Genomic DNA, 18,756 nt, shown 5'->3' on the forward strand with positions numbered 1-18,756 from the left:
AAGTAAAACCTAAAACTCACGCTGTTTGCTAAATTGTTACAAACTCTCATATTTTGATGGTCTATTAAGCCGCTATTTTCTGTTTAATAAAACTTAGGAGAGCAATACCTTACATATTGTATTGATATGTTAGAATTTTTTGTTATGATACGTGCCACTAACCATCTGTTTTGTTAAGATACTATATTTATTAGTACATGACAGTATGGTTGCAAAAATGCGTCGATACTATCTCTAAGTCCTCTAAGTCGATATTATCTGATAAATTTTGTCTTAACTTCTCTACCTGATAGGCGTATCATGAGTGACATTATATTGTTATCAATGTGTTAATAAACAATGTTAATGAATTTATTCGTAGAGGCCTCACGCCTTCGAGCGATTCTAATGCGAATGTTACTTTTGAATAAGCCTTAAATCGTAATTTTAATTATAAATAGAAAGGTTTACAGCCATCTTGCTATGTTATTTGCAAAGGTTGCAGACCCAATTAGTTACCAAAGAGTTTGTATTTTGGCGCATAGTTCTGATGATATTTACTTAATATTGCGTTACAATACCTTAAACAGAGTCGATAGTTTTAACTAAAGATTACGTAAACATGTTTTTATCAGCCGTCGCTTGCATACTTCTGTGGTTAATGGGTTATTCTGCTAATCAGATGGATGTCAGTGTTTAACATCATAGGTACCTATCTTCGTTAGTATTTATATTAATAAATACCTATAAAGATAAATACTTATCCTCAATAGAGGTTTGATGCTCAAAGTCGGCGTGTTTTCTTATTCACCTTAACGATGTATTAATTATCCTATCCCCGCTTAATAGTGAGCGCCATGCATTTAGCGCCGCACACCCCTATCAGCAGCAGCTGATAATCAGCGAAAACACAAGCTGGTAGATAATAACTAAGCTGATAGTTAATAAACCGTTACGGTAATGAGTAAGTCAGATAACAGCATGTGTCGCGGACGACATCTTGTTATAACATTGCCTTGTTATAACACTGATGCCGCGGAGCGTTAGTTAATTCTGTTGATAATTCGGGCTGTAAAGGAATCATCCAATGAGTTTACAAAACACAGCAGTCGCCCCAGTTGACCGTGAGTATGAAATCACCATCATACGATTTTTTACGATCATGGCCGTAGTATGGGGCATCGTAGGCATGAGTATTGGTGTGTTCATCGCTTCACAGTTAGTATGGCCAGCACTTAACTTTGACATTCCATGGCTGTCATTTGGTCGTCTCAGACCACTGCATACTAACGCCGTTATTTTTGCGTTCGGTGGTTCTGCCCTGTTCGCAACGTCTTACTACATCGTCCAGCGTACCTGTAAGACGAGGTTATTTGCTCCTTATCTAGCCTGGTTCACCTTTTGGGGCTGGCAGGCGGTTATTGTATCGGCCGTGATTACCCTGCCTTTAGGGTTAACCTCGACCAAAGAATATGCTGAGCTTGAATGGCCCATCGATATTCTGATTGCATTGGTATGGATTTCCTATGCCATTGTTTTCTTCGGTACGCTCATCAAACGTAAAACCTCTCATATCTACGTTGCTAACTGGTTCTTTGCGGCCTTTATTATTACGATTGCACTATTGCATATCGTCAACAGTATGGCAATTCCTGTTAGTGCGTTTAAGTCTTATTCATTATTTGGCGGTGCGACCGATGCGATGGTGCAGTGGTGGTGGGGGCATAATGCGGTAGGCTTCTATCTGACGGCTGCCTTCTTAGGGATGATGTATTACTTTGTCCCGGTACAGATTGGCCGTCCTATCTATTCTTACCGTTTGTCTATCGTTCACTTTTGGGCACTGATTGCCTCTTATATGTGGGCAGGTGGTCACCATCTACATTATTCAGCGATTCCAGATTGGACGCAATCATTAGCAATGGTGTTCTCTATTATCCTATTCGCGCCATCTTGGGGCGGTATGATTAACGGTGTTCTTACTCTCTCAGGTAGCTGGGATAAGCTGCGTACTGACCCGATCATTCGCTTTATGATTGTGGCATTGTCGTTCTACGCGATGTCAACGTTCGAAGGCCCAATGATGTCAATTAAGACGGTCAACGCGCTATCTCATGACACTGATTGGACAATCGGTCACGTTCACTCAGGGGCGCTTGGCTGGGTTGGTATGATTACCATTGGTTCGCTATATGTACTGTTACCGCGTATTTATAATAAACCAAAAATGTACTCTATTAGTTTAATCACTACGCATTTTTGGTTGGCGACAGCGGGTACTATTTTCTATATCGTATCAATGTGGATCTCAGGTATTGGCCAGGGCATGATGTGGCTTGCCACTAACCCAGACGGTACCTTGGTATATAGTTTCGTTGATACTGTTGAGTTCTCACATTTTCCATATATAGGCCGTGCTTTTGGTGGTCTGCTTTATGTATCAGGTATGTTCGTTATGGCATATAACGTTTATCAAACGCTCAAGATGCCAGAAGGTAAGCCTGTAGATACTGCTGATCCAACTGATCATGAACCTAGTGTCGATCAAACCTCGACAGCTAAAGTATAAGGAGCGATCATGGCTGGTACACCGCATGAGATTATTGAAAAAAATACAGGCTTGTTGGTCATCTTTATCGTTATTGCTATTAGCTTTGCAACGCTAGTTGAGATTGTACCGCTGATATATGATCAAAGAGGCGCTGAAGAGAACGGGGTGAATGCTCCCCTACCCTCTATGGAGCCGTGGACCGCGCTTGAATTTGAAGGTCGTGATATCTATATTCGTGAAGGTTGTCACGTTTGCCACACCCAAATGATTCGTCCGCTACGGGCGGAGGTTGAGCGTTACGGACCGTACTCGCGTGCGGCTGAGTCCACGTGGGATCATCCATTCTTATGGGGATCAAAACGTACTGGTCCCGATTTAGCACGGGTTGGCGGACGTTACTCTGAAGACTGGCAAAGACAACATCTAATGGACCCACGTTCATTGGTGCCTGAGTCAGTTATGCCAGGTTTCCCTTGGCTTGCTACTAACGAAGTCGACGGCTCAAACATTCAAACCAAAATGCGTCTATTCCGCGACCGTTTCGGTGTGCCTTATACTGAAGATGATATTGAAGGGGCTCCTGACCTTGTTCTCGGTGCCACTGAACTTGATGCTTTAGTTGCCTATCTTCAACAGCTAGGTACCGCAATGGAAGGACAGCGCTAATGGGTATTGGTGAATTACAAGCGATTGCGACCGTCTCTGCCTTTATTGCCTTCGTAGGCGTTGCATGGTGGGCATATTCGCCAAAAAACAAAAAACGCTTCGAAGAAGATGCACAACTTGCGCTTGATGATGAGGATAAAGAAACCTTACCTGAAGAGCAGCGCAATAAGGATGAACGATGACATTTTTCTGGAGTACTTGGATTACCGTACTAAGTTTTATGTGTTGGTTAGGTATCCTTGGTGTCTTATTAATGGTATTAAAGTATAAGCCAGAAATAGACGAAGACGGCACCACAGGTCATAACTACGATGGTATCCAAGAATACGATAAGCCACTTCCTAAGTGGTGGCTGGTTATATTTTTCGGCTCAATCGTTTGGGCTGTTGCTTATTGGGTATTCTTTCCCGCTATGTTCCCAGCACACTGGGATGGTATCGCAACCGTAGAAGTCGATGGCGAAACAGTGCCATGGACATCTCATAATGAGTTGTTCAGTGACCTTGAGAGCAACAACAAAGTATTTACCGATAACTTTGAAAAAAATATCTTGGTAAAAGCTGATGCCACTGGCGCAGCACAGACTCTGGCAACGCTAAATGAGCTGCAAGCAACCATGCGTCGTAGTGAGGCACCACCGGCAGATCTACAAACTAAAATTGATGAGAAGATTGCAGAGCTTGCACCAGCAGTTGAGAAGCTTTCTGAAAACCCAAATGCCTTAAAAGTGGGTAGTCGCTTGTTCCTACAGAACTGCTCGGTTTGTCACGGCTCTAACGCTAAAGGTGCACCCGGCTATCCTAACTTAACCGATAATGATTGGTTGTATGGCGGCGAAGCTACCAACATCTTAACCACGTTACACAATGGTCGTGTTGGTGGTATGCCAGCATGGCGTGATCAGATCGGTGAAGGTGGCGTGCGTGCGGTAGCTGAATATGTATTATCAATATCTGGTAACCAAGAAGGCTATGACCTTGATAAAACAATGGTATCTCAGGGCGAGGTGATATTTCATGAACCTACTAACTGTGTGCTTTGCCATGGTGAAGATGCTAAAGGTATGACGTCTACTGGCTCTCCGAACTTGACTGATAACATCTGGTTATATGGCGGCGATCGTGAAACCATACGCGAAACCTTACGTTATGGTCGTGCGGGTGTTATGCCTGAATGGGAAACTAAGCTAGGTAACGAGCGTATCATGTTACTTGCCGCTTACGTTTACTCGCTATCAGATAAAACAGCCCCAACTACAACTACTAAGGCATCTATTCCTGCAAATGTAACTGCTGCCCAAGCAGTAGCACCTACAGCAGATAGTGCTAACTAAGATGACTTAAGTTGCTAGATGTTTTATAGCAAGCTTTATTATAGGTATTGTAGGACTTAAAAAAAGGAGAACTGTCATTACAGTTCTCCTTTTTTATTTAAATGCTTTTAGTGAGGTGATTTTGATTAAATGCCTTATAACTAGCCGTTCTCCAATAAGTTTTTTTAAGTAAATTTCTTGAAATTATTACTTAATATTTTTTAATAACAGGTTTGTTTTCACTTATTAAGAGACAGAATTATATATTCAGGTTTTTTGACATTTTTTTAGCGTTAATAGCAGGCCTTATATGGGCTGCTTATCATTATTTATAGTCATATAATGATTGTTTTTTCAGATTATTACCCCATTTATAATAAGAGTAATGTTAAAATTATCATTACTAAAACCAGTTATTTATAATCGCTCATTCGGTAGTTGGAAGCAAATTCGCATTTATTATGCACTAGATTTCCTTTACTTACTGACATTGATAACAGCGCAAGCTCACGCATCTTATATTCTATAATAGATGTTCGTTACTCATGCCAGCAGACTGATTCTTTTTTTAAAGAGGCAAGTTTATGTCAGCACAACCATCTAATAAAATTCCTGTCCAACAAATCGATCTCGATGCGACCAAACATCGAATTCATCCTCGATTTGTAAAGGGTTTTTATCAAAATATACGTCTTATTGTTATGTACGCGCTCTTAGCAGCATTTATACTTTTGCCGTGGCTACGTTACAACGGTAGACAGGCAATATGGTTTGATGTTTCATCGCAGCATTATTATATTTTTGGCATGACCTTTTTAACCCAAGATTTTTATTTTATCGCCGCCTTTGCGCTTATTGCAGCTTTTACCTTATTCATGGTGACCGTTTATGCCGGGCGCGTATGGTGTGGTTATGCTTGTCCACAAACGATTTGGACGCATCTATATCAACACGTTGAGAAGTGGGTTATTGGTGACCGTAATAAACGCATTAAATTTGATAAAGCCCCGATGAGCCTCAGTAAAGCTTTTAAGCGCTTTTTAGTGTATTTTATTTGGTTTGTGTTCTCGATGGTTACGGCCACTACCTTCGTCAGTTTTGTCGCTGGGACGGACTATCTATATCAAAGTTGGCAGATGATAGGATTTATTCCATTTCCTGACTGGTCAACGTGGGTATGGGTTTCGGTATTTATCTTTGCCTTTTCAACCTACGTTAACGCCGGTTATATGCGTGAGCAGATGTGTGTTCAAATCTGCCCTTATGGTCGTTTCCAGAGCGTGATGTTCGATAAAGATACCTTAGTTGTGTCTTACGATTATGATCGCGGTGAGCCTCGCGGCGCTCGCAAAAAAGGCACCAATCCTGATAATTTAGGCGACTGTATTGAATGCCTAATGTGTGTACAAGTCTGCCCTACCGGTATTGATATCCGTGATGGTCTGCAAGTAGCTTGTATTCAATGCGCCGCTTGTGTCGATGCTTGTAATGAGATTATGGATAAAGTTGGTTATCCACGTGGCCTGATTCGTTATACCACAGAGCGTCAATTGGCGGAAAAAGAGAGTACCCGAGTATTCAGTCCGCGCCTATTTGCTTATTTAGCACTGCTTGCGGTGTTGTGTGGTGGTGTCATATACGCCTTGACAGATCGCGTACCATTAGAGATTGATATCCGCCGTGACCGTAATCAGTTGTCATCAACTAATGCTCAAGGGATGATTGAAAACAGTTATATCGTTAAGCTAACTAATAAAACCCAAGAAGCGCACGCTTATAAAATTACCTTAGCGCCGCAAGACGGTCTAAGCTTACAACTGCGCTTTAACGATGTGCCACTAGATCCGGGTGAAAGCTTCGATATGTCAGTAAGTATTTACGGTGACCCCGCCATTATCGATGAAGGCCAGACCCCCGTCACCTTAAATGTGGTAAGTGAAGATGGTAAATATAAAGTTAATAAGCAAAATATCTTTACCACTCAAGGTCAGTAAACGCTTAAGAGAGATAATTGTCTTTTAGAAAAATACAACCTTCGGCCTGCTAAGTGTTGCTTTATCAGTCACTTAGCAGATGCAACACCTTGTAAACCAAGCTATACTAACGGCGATTATTAATTATCATAAAGCTGGCAGCATTTGGCAGTGGTGTTTATAAATTAATACATTAAATAGGTATTTTATGTCTACTCCAACTCAATCACCGAACTTTAAGCGCCAAGACAGTCAACCATGGTATAAAAACTACATGGTGATCATCTTTGTTATTGGTATGCCAGCTTTTGTGGTTATTGCCTGCCTTTGGCTCGTATATTACTCTTTTCAAATCCGTGATAGCGTGGTACGTGACGACTGGTATATGGATGGCAAGACGCTATATCACGATGTGGGACGCGATAAGCTGACTTACGATTTAGACTTGCACGGTAAAATGCAGTTTTCAGATAACGGCGATATTACGTTTTATTTGGATTACCCTGAGCAAAGCCTGCAGACCGGTAAACTACTCAATGGCGAGGCGCTGACCTACCCTGATAAGCTCGATTTATCTATCTCTCATGCCACTGATGTCAAAAAAGATCGAGATGTAGTACTAGAGCATCAAAGCGGTAATAAATACAGTGCACAGGTAAATATAGATCCCCTCAAAGCCAAGTATTATCTGCAAGTTAGCCATGATGGTAAAGATGATTGGCGCTTGCAGGATGTGGCAAAATTACCACGCACAGACGTGAGCTTCGATCCATTACCCGTTTTTGCTAAAAGCTAAACATTATCAAAGCGTTGCTTGATTCATTAAATATAATAAAGCCAGCTATCAAGTAGCTGGCTTTATTGATTAACCTAAAACAATAAGGGGCAGTATAAACCCTTAAATCACCGGATTGAACGTTGGGATTTTTTGTTTCTGACAACTGTTTTCATTGGCGGCTGACTGTACGTTGCTAGTAGCAAACTTCGGATTAAAGGTTTGGGGTTTTGGCGCAACCGGCAAACCAATCTCAGCTAGACTTTCGGTCTGCCCTGCTTGAATATTATCGCCCTCAAACAAGCGCTCATTATCATCACGATCTAAACTTAAGCGCTCAAAATCAAATAGCTCTCGATCTGCCAGTTGCGATGGCGCAACATTTTGCATGGCTTTAAAAATAGAAGCCAAACGTTGCGGATGTGCATCATCCCAATCACGGAGCATATCATTAATAATAGCGCGTTGCAGATTGGTCTGACTGCCACATAGGTTGCACGGGATGATCGGAAAGTCTTTTAATCTTGCATATTCAATGATGTCTTTTTCTTCGACATAAGCTAACGGACGAATTAAGATATTTTGTTTGTCATCGCTCAATAATTTGGGCGGCATGGCTTTAAGCGCGCCACCATGAAATAAATTGAGAAAAAAGGTGGCTAACATATCATCACGATGATGGCCAAGGGCAATTTTGGTAGCCCCGATTTGTTTAGCGAAGCTATATAGTGAGCCTCGACGCAAACGCGAACAGGCAGAACAGTAAGTCTTACCTTCTGGCACCACACTTTTGACAATGCTATACGTATCTTTTTCTAAAATATAATGTGCAATGCCTTGCTTATTTAAGTATTCAGGCAACACATCTTCTGGATATCCGGGCTGTTTTTGATCCAGATTGACGGCGACCACATCAAAGTTAATCGGCGCAATACGTTTTAACAGTAGCAAAATATCAAGCAAAGTATAACTGTCCTTACCGCCTGAGATACAGACCATAATCACATCGCCATCTTCAATCATATTGAAGTCGCGGATCGCCCACGAGACTTGCCTACGCAGCTTTTTTTGTAATTTACTAAAGCGGGCGGAAGCAGTGGCTCCTGTCTGAATAATAGACGGTTCGTTATCACCATCGTGCTCTATACTTTCTTCAACGCTGTTGTGTTCCTTACCCTTATAATAAGTGTTAGTAACATCAGCCTCAGATTGGGGTGTGGGCTTTGGCGTAAATAAGGTGGCGGCAGTCATAGATTACTCGATATATATAATAATGGTTTTGCAACAAAAGGCTTAGTGTGGTGCAATTATGAGGTACAACAGCACTAACAATAACTTAAAAAATAGTAGCGATTATAGCAAAAATTGCTAACAGATTGAAAAGATGCGCTCAAATTGACTTAACGCTATCAAAACGCATGGTTTTGTAATGATGGTAATTTTGCTAAAATAGCTATTTCACATCTATTAATAATAATGACAGACCTTACTATGACTAACGATACACTCACCACTATTGCTAGCTCTCCTATCACCTCTATGGATAGCCCCGCTGATAAAACCCAAAATGTCGTCGTACTGCTATCCGGTGGACTCGACTCCGTTACGTGTCTGTATTGGGCAAAGGCGCGTTATGCTGCCGTTACTGCGCTCAGCTTCAATTATGGCCAGCGCCATAATAGCGAGCTGGTAGCTGCCAAAGCGATCGCAGAAGCAGCTGGCGTCAATCACCGCATTATTGATATTGATATTGCCCAACTGGGCGGCTCATCATTGACTGACCATAATATGACCGTACCCGATGGTGATGCTGATAAATTCCCTAATAAGAAACGTGATGAGATTGATAACGACGCTATCCCTAACACCTATGTGCCGGCACGTAATACTATATTCTTATCTTATGCCTTGGCAGTCGCTGAGGTAACCGATGCCAATCATATCGTCATTGGCGTCAGCTCAGTCGACTACTCCGGCTATCCTGACTGCCGCCCTGAATACATCGCCGCCTTTGAGCACATGGCAAACCTTGCAACCAAATCCGGCGTCACCGGTCATCATTTAAGTATTCAAACACCCCTACAACAACTCTCTAAGGCACAAACTATTGAGCTAGGATTATCGCTTGGGGTCGATTATGGCCAGACTATTTCTTGCTATCGAGCAGATAGTCAGGGTCTTGCCTGCGGAGTATGTGATAGCTGTGCCCTACGCCGTCAGGGTTTTGCTCAAGCGGGTATCGCCGACCCGACTCATTATCAAAAGTACTATCACCAACCATAGTAAATGACATTTATTATTTAACTTCTGATGACTGCTTTCTGATATTTAAGCCCTCATATTCGAGTTATTACATCCAAACGATGCAGACAATAGTCAAACTTATATAGCTTGACTATACATAAGCGTAACATTTAATTGCATCAATACAGCATGTGCATAGTACTTTTTGCCAAAAATACTTGCTATGGTAGGTGCGATTATATTTATAATCCATGGTTACACTTTTATTAAACCATTTTTCACCCTTTGGTTTTTATGTTTGTCTCAATATATTTATTGACACCGCCCTTGAGAGGATATTTATGAAGCTGTTGAAAATTCTACCCTTAGCACTGATTGGTTTTATGGCCATGCCGCAAGCCAATGCACTAGACATCAAACAAAATAATATTAATAGCTGTGTCAGTGGTGCGGTAAAATACAAAGTCGCTGACAAAGCTACTGCTACCAAACTCTGTAACTGTACCATCAAAGTACGTAGCCAAATGACCATTGGTCAAATGTGGGAAATTGAAAGCTACGCGCAAAATAAAAAAGATCCATCCGCACTACCTTATGTGAAAAAAATGCAGAAAGATTTGCAGCAATGTACAGTAGGACTGAATTTAAAACAGCCACAAAAACCTGCTTAAGCAAATCATTAGCCTTCTTAATTTAACGATAGTTAGGCATAAGAAAATAAAAAAGACTGGCAATTGTCAGTCTTTTTTTGTTATTAGTGGTAGCTAATAAGTTGCCAGCAGTTGTCAACAAGCGGACAAAATGTAAAACTGAAGCCTGCATGTCATTTATCAAAAAATATAACTTACCCATTAGTTAATAGTTAAAATCACTCTAAAAACACTAAAACTAAAAAGGAGTTTATGATGGCCAAGCCAACAACCGAAGTAATTGCTTTACCTGACTTTCCAGTAACGATAGTACGTGAGTTAGACGGCCACTTTATTCATGATGACCTCAGCCTAAAAGAGCTGATTCAGCATACCGACAAAGGTCTTATCCTTTACTTTTATCCGAAAGACAATACTCCGGGCTGCACCACCCAAGCAACCGATTTTACCGCTAACATTAATGCCTTTGATGCTCTAGGTTACGATATCATCGGAGTATCACGTGATAGCGTTGAATCCCACGAGAAGTTTATTGCTAAACATGATCTACAGATTCCACTCATTAGTGATGACGATGAAAAGTTATGCCACTACTTCGATGTTATTAAAGAAAAAAACATGTACGGTAAGATATCTCTAGGCCTAGTGCGCTCAGCATTTGTATTTGATAAACACGGCAATCTGACTCATGCCCAGCGCAATCTACGCGCAGCAGGTTATACCGATCGCTTATTGAGCACCCTAGCGCCATAATAACAAACGACTCTATGGCTTACGTATTAGACTGTCAGTTATGAATATAGCCAGTTATAAATAAGGCGACGGCTATACATTTTTGCTACAGCTTGCTACTTATTTTGTGCTGTATTAGGTTTAGCAACGCTCTACTATCGAGGTCTACTATTAACAACAGCTGCTTGCTAGTATTCATCATAATCAATCGCTAAATAATCGAACATTAATAACAATAACTCACTAAATATTTGAGAATAACATGAATAAATCGTCTGATAGCACTACTGAGAATGCTACTAATAACGTAACTCGTCACGTGACGGTTGCCGTCATTGGTGCAGGTACAGCAGGGCAAAATGCCTTTCGCACAGCCAGTAAAACCACCAAAAATGTCGTTATTATTAACGATGGCTTTTGGACCACCACTTGTGCCACGGTCGGTTGTATGCCAAGCAAACTATTGGTTGCCGCCGCTAGCCGCGCCCATGACGCTCAACATTCTGACCAGTTTGGTATCCATGCCGATGTACGGATAGACGGTAAACAGGTCATGGCACGGATACAAGCTGAACGTAACTTTTTTACTCATAACGTCAAAAAGCAAGTTGATAGCTGGCCTAATGATAAAAAAATATCGGGGCGCGCCCATATTAACAAAGACGGCCTCATCGAAGTCAATGATGAGCTCATTAAGGCTGATAAAATCATTGTTGCTACGGGTAGCTCGCCCTTTATCCCAGATAACTGGACAGATAAGCTTGGCAAGACTTTACTGACTACCGATAACGTATTTGGATTATCAGATTTACCAACATCAATGGCAGTAATCGGTGCCGGTTCGGTCGGCTTGGAGATTGCACAATCCATGTCGCGCTTGGGTGTGGCGGTCACTTTATTTAACCGTGAAAACCGCGTCGGTGGGCTACAAGATGACGATATCAATAAGAAGGCAATCGAGTGCTTAGGTCATGGCCTGACCATGGAGCTGAATAGTAAGGTCGATGATGTCGGTACCTGCTCGGACGACAAGAAACCAACTGCCTTTGTTAAATATAAAGACAGTGACGGTCAGGCACAAGAATGGCAAGGTGAATATGTATTGGTCGCGACAGGGCGACGCAATAATATCGAACAGTTGGGCATTGAAAATTTAGACGTTGAGCTCGATGATAAAAATCGCCCGAAAGACTTAGATATCAATACTGGACAGATTGGTGACTTAGAGGTTTATATTGTGGGCGATGCCAATGCTCATATTCCACTTCTACATGTTGCCAGTGATGAAGGGTTCAGTGCAGGTAGTTCGGTTTGCCCTAATAATACCGATGCTGATATGCGTCCGCCATCTATCCCATTATCCATTATCTTTTGTGAGCCCCAAATTGCGAATATCGGTATGACGCTACCTGAAGTTGAAGATTCAGGACTACACTATGTCATCGGTGAGGTCAGCTTTGATACTCAAGGCCGTAGCCGAGTGATGGGAGTCAACTGCGGCCTGCTACATATCTATAGCTGCAAAGAAACCGATAAAATCCTAGGTGCAAGTATGGTTGGACCTGACGCAGAATATATCGCCCATATAATGGCGGTCGCGATTACCAACGAATTGACTATTAAAGCTCTGCTAGATACACCCATTTATCACCCTACTATCGTTGAAGGACTACGTACCGCGCTACGTGATGTCCAAGATAAGATGGCTATCCCGTATCAAGCTCAGCTAACACAGGAAGATGGCTTTTAGGCGCAAGCTCAGCTACACTTTTAAAATAAGTGTACACTCACTCCTCGCCGACAGTGCTTCCTGTAATCATTAATTTTATTTTAGCGTGCTCTAGCGATTTAGACTATCAACCACATGGATACAACAATGGCAATCGCTGGTATTACTGATTTTTTTCAAGAAATTGTTAGTGATTTATATACCAGTTTATACCTTGCTATTGGTGGCTCAGCCGAAGAAGAATCTCTCGACTGGTCTGCTCATGCGGTAGATTGGGTTAGTACTGGCATCAAAATCCTAATACTGCTTGCGGTATTGGGGTTTTTTTATTGGCTGGCATTTTATCTCATTAAGCATTATAAAGCGCGTATTCATCTTAGTGACCGCCGTGCCAGAATTGCACGCTCGGTGCTGCGCTATATTTGGATTGTAGCCAGTCTTATTGCTATTATGAGTCAAATTAATTTTGAGCCAAACACGATTAAAGCGACTGCCAAGGCCAGTATTTGGGCGGGTATCTACTATGTACTGTGGGCATCTTCCGGACAAATTATCCATAAAGTGCTCCAACATTATGGTCTTAATGCCTCTATCGAGCAGCTGCTAAAAAATATGTTATCAGTACTTATTTTAGTACTGGGACTCGCCAGCGTCATGGCACAGTTTGGCTTTGATATTGTCTCTTTAGTGGCAGGTTTAGGGATTGCCGGCTTAGCAGTAGGCTTTGCGGCGCAGTCAACGCTCGCCAACTTCATCGCTGGTATTACTATTTTAATCGAACAGTCGTTTCAGGTTGGCGACTGGATCAATATCAATGACAATGAGGGCCGGGTGGTGCTTATCTCGCTACGCACCACTCATATTTTAACCCGTGATAACATCACTGTGATTATTCCTAACTCCAACGTCGCCTCTTCTGAAGTCACCAATCTAACCTCCAAAAACTTTATCCGTTTTGATGTTCGGGTACGTATCGCTTTTGAAGATGATATTGATATTGCACGTGAGGAGATTTTGCAGGTGCTGATCGATACTGAGGTAGTGCTAAGCCGTCCTGAAACTTCAGCGACAGTAGCAGAGATTGGTGAATACGGTATCTTCTTTATCGTGCGCTTTTGGGTAAAGCCCGCCTCAGTCGCTCGCATGCCCAAAATTAAAGAAGGCTTGCAAGAAAATATCAAACGCGCCTTCGATGCCGCTAATATCTCTACCCCCTACCCGCACATGCGTCTACTAATGCCCAAAGACGTTGACTATCCTATTAAGACTAAACCCTTTGCAACCACCACTCAGCTGGTCAATCCAGACGATGCGTCCATCAAAAACGATATGCTGACTAAAGAAGATAAATAACAGCATGAGCCGTGCATTAAACCATCCTATATTGAATTATGGTAAAATAGTCGGTTAAATTTTCCTATTCATATCGTTTATACAAATTGTCCATTTATTTTACTCAGTCCACATAATAGCCCACAGGTACCCGTATGACCGAACAAAACGCGCCCGCATCTTCACCAGCATTGTCGCTCGACCTTATCATTACCTGTGCCGATGGGCTTGAGGCACCGCTACAAACTGAGCTGACCAGCTTCGGTATAACAAGTGAGATTAAAAGTACGGGTCGTCTGACCGTCACTGGCACGCTGCGTGACTTATATACCATCTGTTTGTGGTCACGGGTCGCCTCGCGAGTATTGATACTAATAAAGCGCAAAAATATCAATGCTGAATACGATGTGGCAGAACAGCTTTATGGCTTAGCAAAGTCGGTTAACTGGACGGAGCAATTTAAGTTAGAGCAGACTTTTGCAATTCGTCTGTCCGTCGATAAGCGCGTTGCCGTCAGTCAGCAGTTTGCCATGCTACGTATTAAAGATGCGGTTGCTGATACTTTTAATGAAGTCTATGACAGCCGCCCGAACGTGGATAGTAAAAATCCAGATTTTGCGATTTTTGCGACAGTCAATGATAAGCAGGCTGAGTTATATTTAGATTTATCTGGTACCAGTTTGCATCGCCGAGGTTATCGCGTGGCGATGACAGAAGCGCCATTAAAAGAAAACTTAGCGGCTGCACTGCTCTATACTGCCGGTTGGCATAAGCAGAATGAGATGGGTGATGCGCCTTACTACAATGCCCTAGTAGACCCGATGTGTGGTTCAGGTACTTTTATTATCGAAGCCTTATTAATGCATTGTGATTATGCGGTGGGTATCGATAAAGCGGCCAATCAATTCGGTTTTTATCAATGGCAACATCATGATGAAACGCTATGGCTCACAATGATTGATGATGCACAAACGCGTTTTCGTGAAGCCTTGGATATCGCCTGCGAGCAGCCAGATACGCTACCACTGATTTTAGGGTTCGATGCCGATAGTGGTGCTATTCTCGCAACAGAAAAAAACTTAATTGCCGCCGGCTTGCAAGACTTATTACCGCTCATAGACTTAGAGGCCCGCGCCCTTGACCAGCTTAGTAACATTTTGCGTCCAATGGTCAAGGATGGCAGATTAAGTAATCCACTGATTATCACTAACCCGCCTTATGGTGAGCGTTTGGGTGATGAAGAGATGATCAAACCACTGTATCAGGCAATTGGGCTTATTCTGCAAGATAGCTTTGCTGGTAGTGGTATTGATCCGATGCTCGGTATCCTCGCCGCCAATGTCGAACAAGTTGATACCTTGCCGATTAAAGACCCAAAAACTTTACGTTGCCATAATGGCGCGATTACCGTTTATTTCCGCCACGGTCATCTGATTGCTGGGCAAGTGGGACATTTAATGAGCCGCTTTGAAAAGCGCGAGATTGAGTCTGAGGAAGGACAAGACTTTATCAATCGTTTGCAAAAGAATCTGGCGCGCCTCAAAAAACAAGCCGCCAAAGAAAACGTCAGTAATTTACGGGTTTATAATGCTGATTTGCCTGACTTTAAAGTGGCTATCGATTTATATGGCGACTATGTGCATGTGCAAGAATATGCGCCGCCTAAAACTATCCCACCTGAAACTGCCAAAAAACGCTTTAACTTAGCCTTAATGGGTATCCGTGAAGTCTTCGGTATTAACCGTGAACAAATCTTTATTAAAACTCGCGCACGCCAATCTGGTAATGAGCAATATAGCAAGCAAGGCAATACTGAGAAGCGTGGTAAGTTCTACGTCGCCCGTGAAGATGGCGCGTATTTTTATGTTAATTTTACCGACTATCTTGATACCGGTCTATTTATTGACCACCGTAATATGCGCGCCCGCATTAAAGCCAACAGTCGCGGCAAAGCAGTACTAAACTTATTTGCTTATACTTGTACGGCGAGTGTGCATGCGGCCTTAGCTGGTGCGAAAAACGTGACCAGTGTGGATTTATCACAAAACTACCTAGACTGGGGCAAGCAAAACTTTGTGCTCAATGGTTTAGACGTCAGTCGCAGTAAATATGAATTTGTGGCTGCCGATATCTTTGAGTGGATTAAAGACAATACTGAGCAGTACGATATTATCTTTATTGATCCACCGACTTTCTCTAACTCTAAAAAGTTCCAAGGTACCTTTGATGTTCAGCGTGACCATGCCGCCTTAATCAATCGAGCTATGAACCGCTTAACGGCTGATGGGGTGTTATATTTTTCTAATAACTTTACCCGCTTTGAGTTAGATGAACAGCTGACCGAACGCTATGACATCATCGACATTACCCCGAAAACAATTGGCTTCGACTTTGATGTTAAAAAACCCATTCATCAAAGTTTTGAGATCCGTCATAGTCAAGGCGCTCAGTATTAGGATCAACATCAACAATGACTAAACGAGCAGTTTAGATTTGTATTAAAAACTGTAGTAGCCTAATCAGTGACCCAATCGACTTTGATTGGGTCATTTTTTGTTGTTATGATAGGGCGTTACTGAGTAATCGTTTTTAATATCACGGTTTATTTTATTCTAATAAAAAGGACAACCCTATGGCTTTATCACTCAATAAAGGTGGTAACTTATCGCTGACTAAAACTGACCCTAACCTATCCAAACTCGTTATCGGTCTGGGCTGGGATGAGCGCGCAACCTCTGGTGCCGAGTTTGACCTTGATGCCAGTATATTTTTGCTGAGCACTGCCGGTAAAGTACGCGGTGACCACGACTTCATCTTTTATAACCAACTCAAATCAGACAATGGCGCGGTTGAACACACTGGCGATAACCGTACTGGCGAAGGCGACGGCGACGACGAAGCGGTTAAAGTAAACCTAACCCAAATCCCAGCCGATGTCGATAAAATCGTCGTCACTGTCACTATTCATGATGCCATTGCTCGCAGTCAAAACTTCGGTCAAGTCGCTAACGCCTTTATCCGCGTTGTGAACGAAGACACTGGTGCTGAAGTGGTACGTTTTGACTTAGCAGAAGACTACTCTGTTGAAACTGCGATGGTATTCGGTGAAGTCTATCGCCATAACGCTGAGTGGAAGTTCCGCGCAGTGGGTCAAGGTTATTCTGGCGGCTTGCAGGCCATGTGCCAGCAATACGGCATCGACATCTAATATTGAATCGTCGTTATCCTCATTGATTGTGGTAGCGTCGAGCATAAATAGCGGCAAAAAGCGTTCTAAAGATATTGTTGCAAAATAATTGCAATTATTGATAGTAAAACGTCCAACAATGCTTTATGTTTCATTTAAATTTATGCATAAAAATTGGCTAGCAATAGCCACTTTTTTATGGTGTGTGTCTAGATTAGACTAGGCCGACCTTAGCTTTACGCAATCAGACAGGATATGTCATGAGACATTTTTATTTAGACTTTATCTTCACGGTTATCGCTTTAATGATAGCAGCATGGTGGGGGTATTCACATGGTGGTATGGGCGGAATGATATCCACGCTGTCGATTACCGCTATTCTGGCCGTCATGGAGATTTCGTTATCATTTGATAACGCGGTGGTCAACGCCTCGGTGCTCAAGCATTGGGACGAATTTTGGAAAAAGATTTTCTTAACCGTTGGTATTTTGATTGCCGTATTTGGTATGCGTCTGATATTCCCTATCGTCATTGTCGCGATTACCGCCGACTTAGGCGTGATGGAAGTGGTTAACTTAGCCTTATACGATCCTAAAGAATATTCGGTCAAACTACTGGCACACCATGCTGAGATTTCAGCCTTTGGTGGTATGTTCTTATTATTAGTATTCTTAAACTTCGTATTCGATGATAAAGAAGTGCACTGGTTCGACTGGCTTGAGAGCCGCCTAGCCAAGCTTGGAAAAGTCAATGCCATGAGCGTGTTTGTCGCTTTGGTTGTTTTGATGACGTCCCTATCATGGGTCAACGACGCGCAAGACTCTGCGGTGTTAGTGGCGGGTATCTGGGGTATCTTAGTCTACTTGGGCGTACAAGTCGTATCAGGTATGCTTGAAGGCGATCTTGAGGAAGAGCTAGAAGGCGAGGAAAATAATAATAGTAATTCTGGAGCATCGACAGGTAGTGCCATTATGAAAGGGGGTATTATCGGCTTCTTATATCTTGAAGTCCTCGATGCCTCATTCAGCTTTGATGGAGTGATTGGTGCCTTTGCAATTACCAATGACGTGATTGTCATCATGTTAGGTCTGGCGATTGGTGCGATGTTCGTACGTTCTATGACCATCTTTTTAGTGGACAAAGGTACGCTTGATGAATTCATTTATCTTGAACACGGCGCTCACTATGCCATCGGTGCGCTCGCCCTTATCATGTTGTTGTCAATGAAATTCAATGTTCCAGAGCTGGTTACGGGTCTTGTCGGTATCGCCTTTATTGGTTGGGCGTTGCTAGCTTCACTGAAACACCGTAAGCTAGAAGCCAAGCAAGTCACTTAAGATCTAGCAAAGCTTTTTAAAATAGTAGCGTGTTCGTTGCGGGTTATATCAAATATATTGGTATAACCTGTTTTTTTTACGATAGTTTTAATAAAAACACCTTATCTATCCTTGTTAAGGGTGTTGGAAAAGTATCCGTTATGCAGGGTTGTTATGCTGCTTGGTAAGCGCACAAAACTCGCCTTGCTTAGTCAGTAAACGCTTAGTATAGTAAAACATAACAATATGCAGCGTATAGCTCACAGGTAGCAGCATCAATGCCTTGCAATACTGTGCTGACTTATTTTTA

Annotated in this window: 15 protein-coding genes; 14 read left to right on the forward strand and 1 reads right to left on the reverse strand. The window is 42.3% G+C overall.

All coding sequences use genetic code 11. From position 1 onward, the window contains the following. The first annotated feature begins 1,066 nt into the window (after positions 1–1,066). The 6 genes from ccoN (at position 1,067) to JMY06_RS02560 (ending at position 7,277) form a co-directional block, all read left to right on the forward strand. A complete protein-coding gene (gene ccoN, locus JMY06_RS02535) occupies positions 1,067–2,548 on the forward strand; it encodes a cytochrome-c oxidase, cbb3-type subunit I (protein ID WP_201527544.1) in 1,482 nt (493 codons plus the stop codon). A gap of 9 nt (positions 2,549–2,557) precedes the next feature. Then, the gene (ccoO, locus tag JMY06_RS02540) at positions 2,558–3,196 is read left to right on the forward strand and encodes a cytochrome-c oxidase, cbb3-type subunit II (protein WP_201527545.1); all 639 of its coding nucleotides are present in this window, start codon (positions 2,558–2,560) and stop codon (positions 3,194–3,196) included. Beyond that, on the forward strand, positions 3,196–3,378 hold the full coding sequence (locus JMY06_RS02545; protein ID WP_201527546.1) for a cbb3-type cytochrome oxidase subunit 3: 183 nt from the start codon (positions 3,196–3,198) through the stop codon (positions 3,376–3,378). The genes ccoO and JMY06_RS02545 overlap by 1 nt, the downstream gene beginning before the upstream one ends. Continuing rightward, positions 3,375–4,529 (forward strand): cytochrome-c oxidase, cbb3-type subunit III, encoded by a 1,155-nt coding sequence (ccoP, locus tag JMY06_RS02550; protein WP_201615949.1) that lies wholly within the window; start codon positions 3,375–3,377, stop codon positions 4,527–4,529. Before JMY06_RS02545 ends, ccoP begins: the two co-directional genes overlap by 4 nt. Positions 4,530–5,092: 563 nt before the next feature. Then, positions 5,093–6,502 (forward strand): cytochrome c oxidase accessory protein CcoG, encoded by a 1,410-nt coding sequence (gene ccoG / locus JMY06_RS02555; RefSeq protein ID WP_201615951.1) that lies wholly within the window; start codon positions 5,093–5,095, stop codon positions 6,500–6,502. A 187-nt stretch (positions 6,503–6,689) separates the two neighbouring features. Continuing rightward, positions 6,690–7,277, forward strand: coding sequence for a FixH family protein (locus JMY06_RS02560; RefSeq protein ID WP_201527549.1), 588 nt, complete (start codon positions 6,690–6,692; stop codon positions 7,275–7,277). A gap of 102 nt (positions 7,278–7,379) precedes the next feature. Here JMY06_RS02560 and ttcA read toward each other — a convergent pair whose 3' ends face one another. After that, on the reverse strand, positions 7,380–8,507 hold the full coding sequence (ttcA, locus tag JMY06_RS02565) for a tRNA 2-thiocytidine(32) synthetase TtcA (RefSeq protein WP_201527550.1): 1,128 nt from the start codon (positions 8,505–8,507) through the stop codon (positions 7,380–7,382). A gap of 288 nt (positions 8,508–8,795) precedes the next feature. Here ttcA and queC point away from each other — a divergent pair, with 288 nt between their 5' ends. The 8 genes from queC to JMY06_RS02605 all read left to right on the forward strand — a co-directional run bounded on the left by queC (position 8,796) and on the right by JMY06_RS02605 (position 18,467). Then, on the forward strand, positions 8,796–9,539 hold the full coding sequence (queC, locus tag JMY06_RS02570; RefSeq protein ID WP_265087861.1) for a 7-cyano-7-deazaguanine synthase QueC: 744 nt from the start codon (positions 8,796–8,798) through the stop codon (positions 9,537–9,539). A 302-nt stretch (positions 9,540–9,841) separates the two neighbouring features. Further along, positions 9,842–10,171, forward strand: coding sequence for a hypothetical protein (locus JMY06_RS02575; protein ID WP_201615962.1), 330 nt, complete (start codon positions 9,842–9,844; stop codon positions 10,169–10,171). 231 nt (positions 10,172–10,402) lie between these two features. Continuing rightward, complete coding sequence (locus JMY06_RS02580) at positions 10,403–10,903, forward strand: peroxiredoxin (protein WP_413786879.1); 501 nt, start codon at positions 10,403–10,405, stop codon at positions 10,901–10,903. 241 nt (positions 10,904–11,144) lie between these two features. Then, a complete protein-coding gene (locus JMY06_RS02585) occupies positions 11,145–12,632 on the forward strand; it encodes a dihydrolipoyl dehydrogenase (RefSeq protein ID WP_201615966.1) in 1,488 nt (495 codons plus the stop codon). 126 nt (positions 12,633–12,758) lie between these two features. Beyond that, entirely contained in the window at positions 12,759–13,964 is a 1,206-nt protein-coding gene (locus JMY06_RS02590; protein ID WP_227672121.1) for a mechanosensitive ion channel family protein, read from the forward strand. 134 nt (positions 13,965–14,098) lie between these two features. Continuing rightward, entirely contained in the window at positions 14,099–16,399 is a 2,301-nt protein-coding gene (rlmKL, locus tag JMY06_RS02595; protein WP_201615975.1) for a bifunctional 23S rRNA (guanine(2069)-N(7))-methyltransferase RlmK/23S rRNA (guanine(2445)-N(2))-methyltransferase RlmL, read from the forward strand. 176 nt (positions 16,400–16,575) lie between these two features. Further along, entirely contained in the window at positions 16,576–17,151 is a 576-nt protein-coding gene (locus JMY06_RS02600; protein WP_201615977.1) for a TerD family protein, read from the forward strand. Between the two features lie 239 nt (positions 17,152–17,390). Then, complete coding sequence (locus JMY06_RS02605) at positions 17,391–18,467, forward strand: DUF475 domain-containing protein (RefSeq protein WP_201615979.1); 1,077 nt, start codon at positions 17,391–17,393, stop codon at positions 18,465–18,467. The last annotated feature ends 289 nt before the right edge of the window (positions 18,468–18,756 follow it).

Origin of the sequence: Psychrobacter urativorans (assembly GCF_904846675.1) — a bacterium.
Lineage (GTDB): Bacteria > Pseudomonadota > Gammaproteobacteria > Pseudomonadales > Moraxellaceae > Psychrobacter > Psychrobacter urativorans_B.

Coding starts and splice junctions, on each gene's coding strand:
- ccoP (WP_201615949.1), top strand. CDS start 3,375: ATGACATTTTTCTGGAGTACTTGGATTACCGTACTAAGTTTTATGTGT.
- ccoG (WP_201615951.1), top strand. CDS start 5,093: ATGTCAGCACAACCATCTAATAAAATTCCTGTCCAACAAATCGATCTC.
- JMY06_RS02580 (WP_413786879.1), top strand. CDS start 10,403: ATGATGGCCAAGCCAACAACCGAAGTAATTGCTTTACCTGACTTTCCA.
- ccoN (WP_201527544.1), top strand. CDS start 1,067: ATGAGTTTACAAAACACAGCAGTCGCCCCAGTTGACCGTGAGTATGAA.
- JMY06_RS02590 (WP_227672121.1), top strand. CDS start 12,759: ATGGCAATCGCTGGTATTACTGATTTTTTTCAAGAAATTGTTAGTGAT.
- JMY06_RS02585 (WP_201615966.1), top strand. CDS start 11,145: ATGAATAAATCGTCTGATAGCACTACTGAGAATGCTACTAATAACGTA.
- JMY06_RS02575 (WP_201615962.1), top strand. CDS start 9,842: ATGAAGCTGTTGAAAATTCTACCCTTAGCACTGATTGGTTTTATGGCC.
- rlmKL (WP_201615975.1), top strand. CDS start 14,099: ATGACCGAACAAAACGCGCCCGCATCTTCACCAGCATTGTCGCTCGAC.
- queC (WP_265087861.1), top strand. CDS start 8,796: ATGGATAGCCCCGCTGATAAAACCCAAAATGTCGTCGTACTGCTATCC.
- ttcA (WP_201527550.1), bottom strand. CDS start 8,507: ATGACTGCCGCCACCTTATTTACGCCAAAGCCCACACCCCAATCTGAG.
- JMY06_RS02545 (WP_201527546.1), top strand. CDS start 3,196: ATGGGTATTGGTGAATTACAAGCGATTGCGACCGTCTCTGCCTTTATT.
- JMY06_RS02605 (WP_201615979.1), top strand. CDS start 17,391: ATGAGACATTTTTATTTAGACTTTATCTTCACGGTTATCGCTTTAATG.
- ccoO (WP_201527545.1), top strand. CDS start 2,558: ATGGCTGGTACACCGCATGAGATTATTGAAAAAAATACAGGCTTGTTG.
- JMY06_RS02600 (WP_201615977.1), top strand. CDS start 16,576: ATGGCTTTATCACTCAATAAAGGTGGTAACTTATCGCTGACTAAAACT.
- JMY06_RS02560 (WP_201527549.1), top strand. CDS start 6,690: ATGTCTACTCCAACTCAATCACCGAACTTTAAGCGCCAAGACAGTCAA.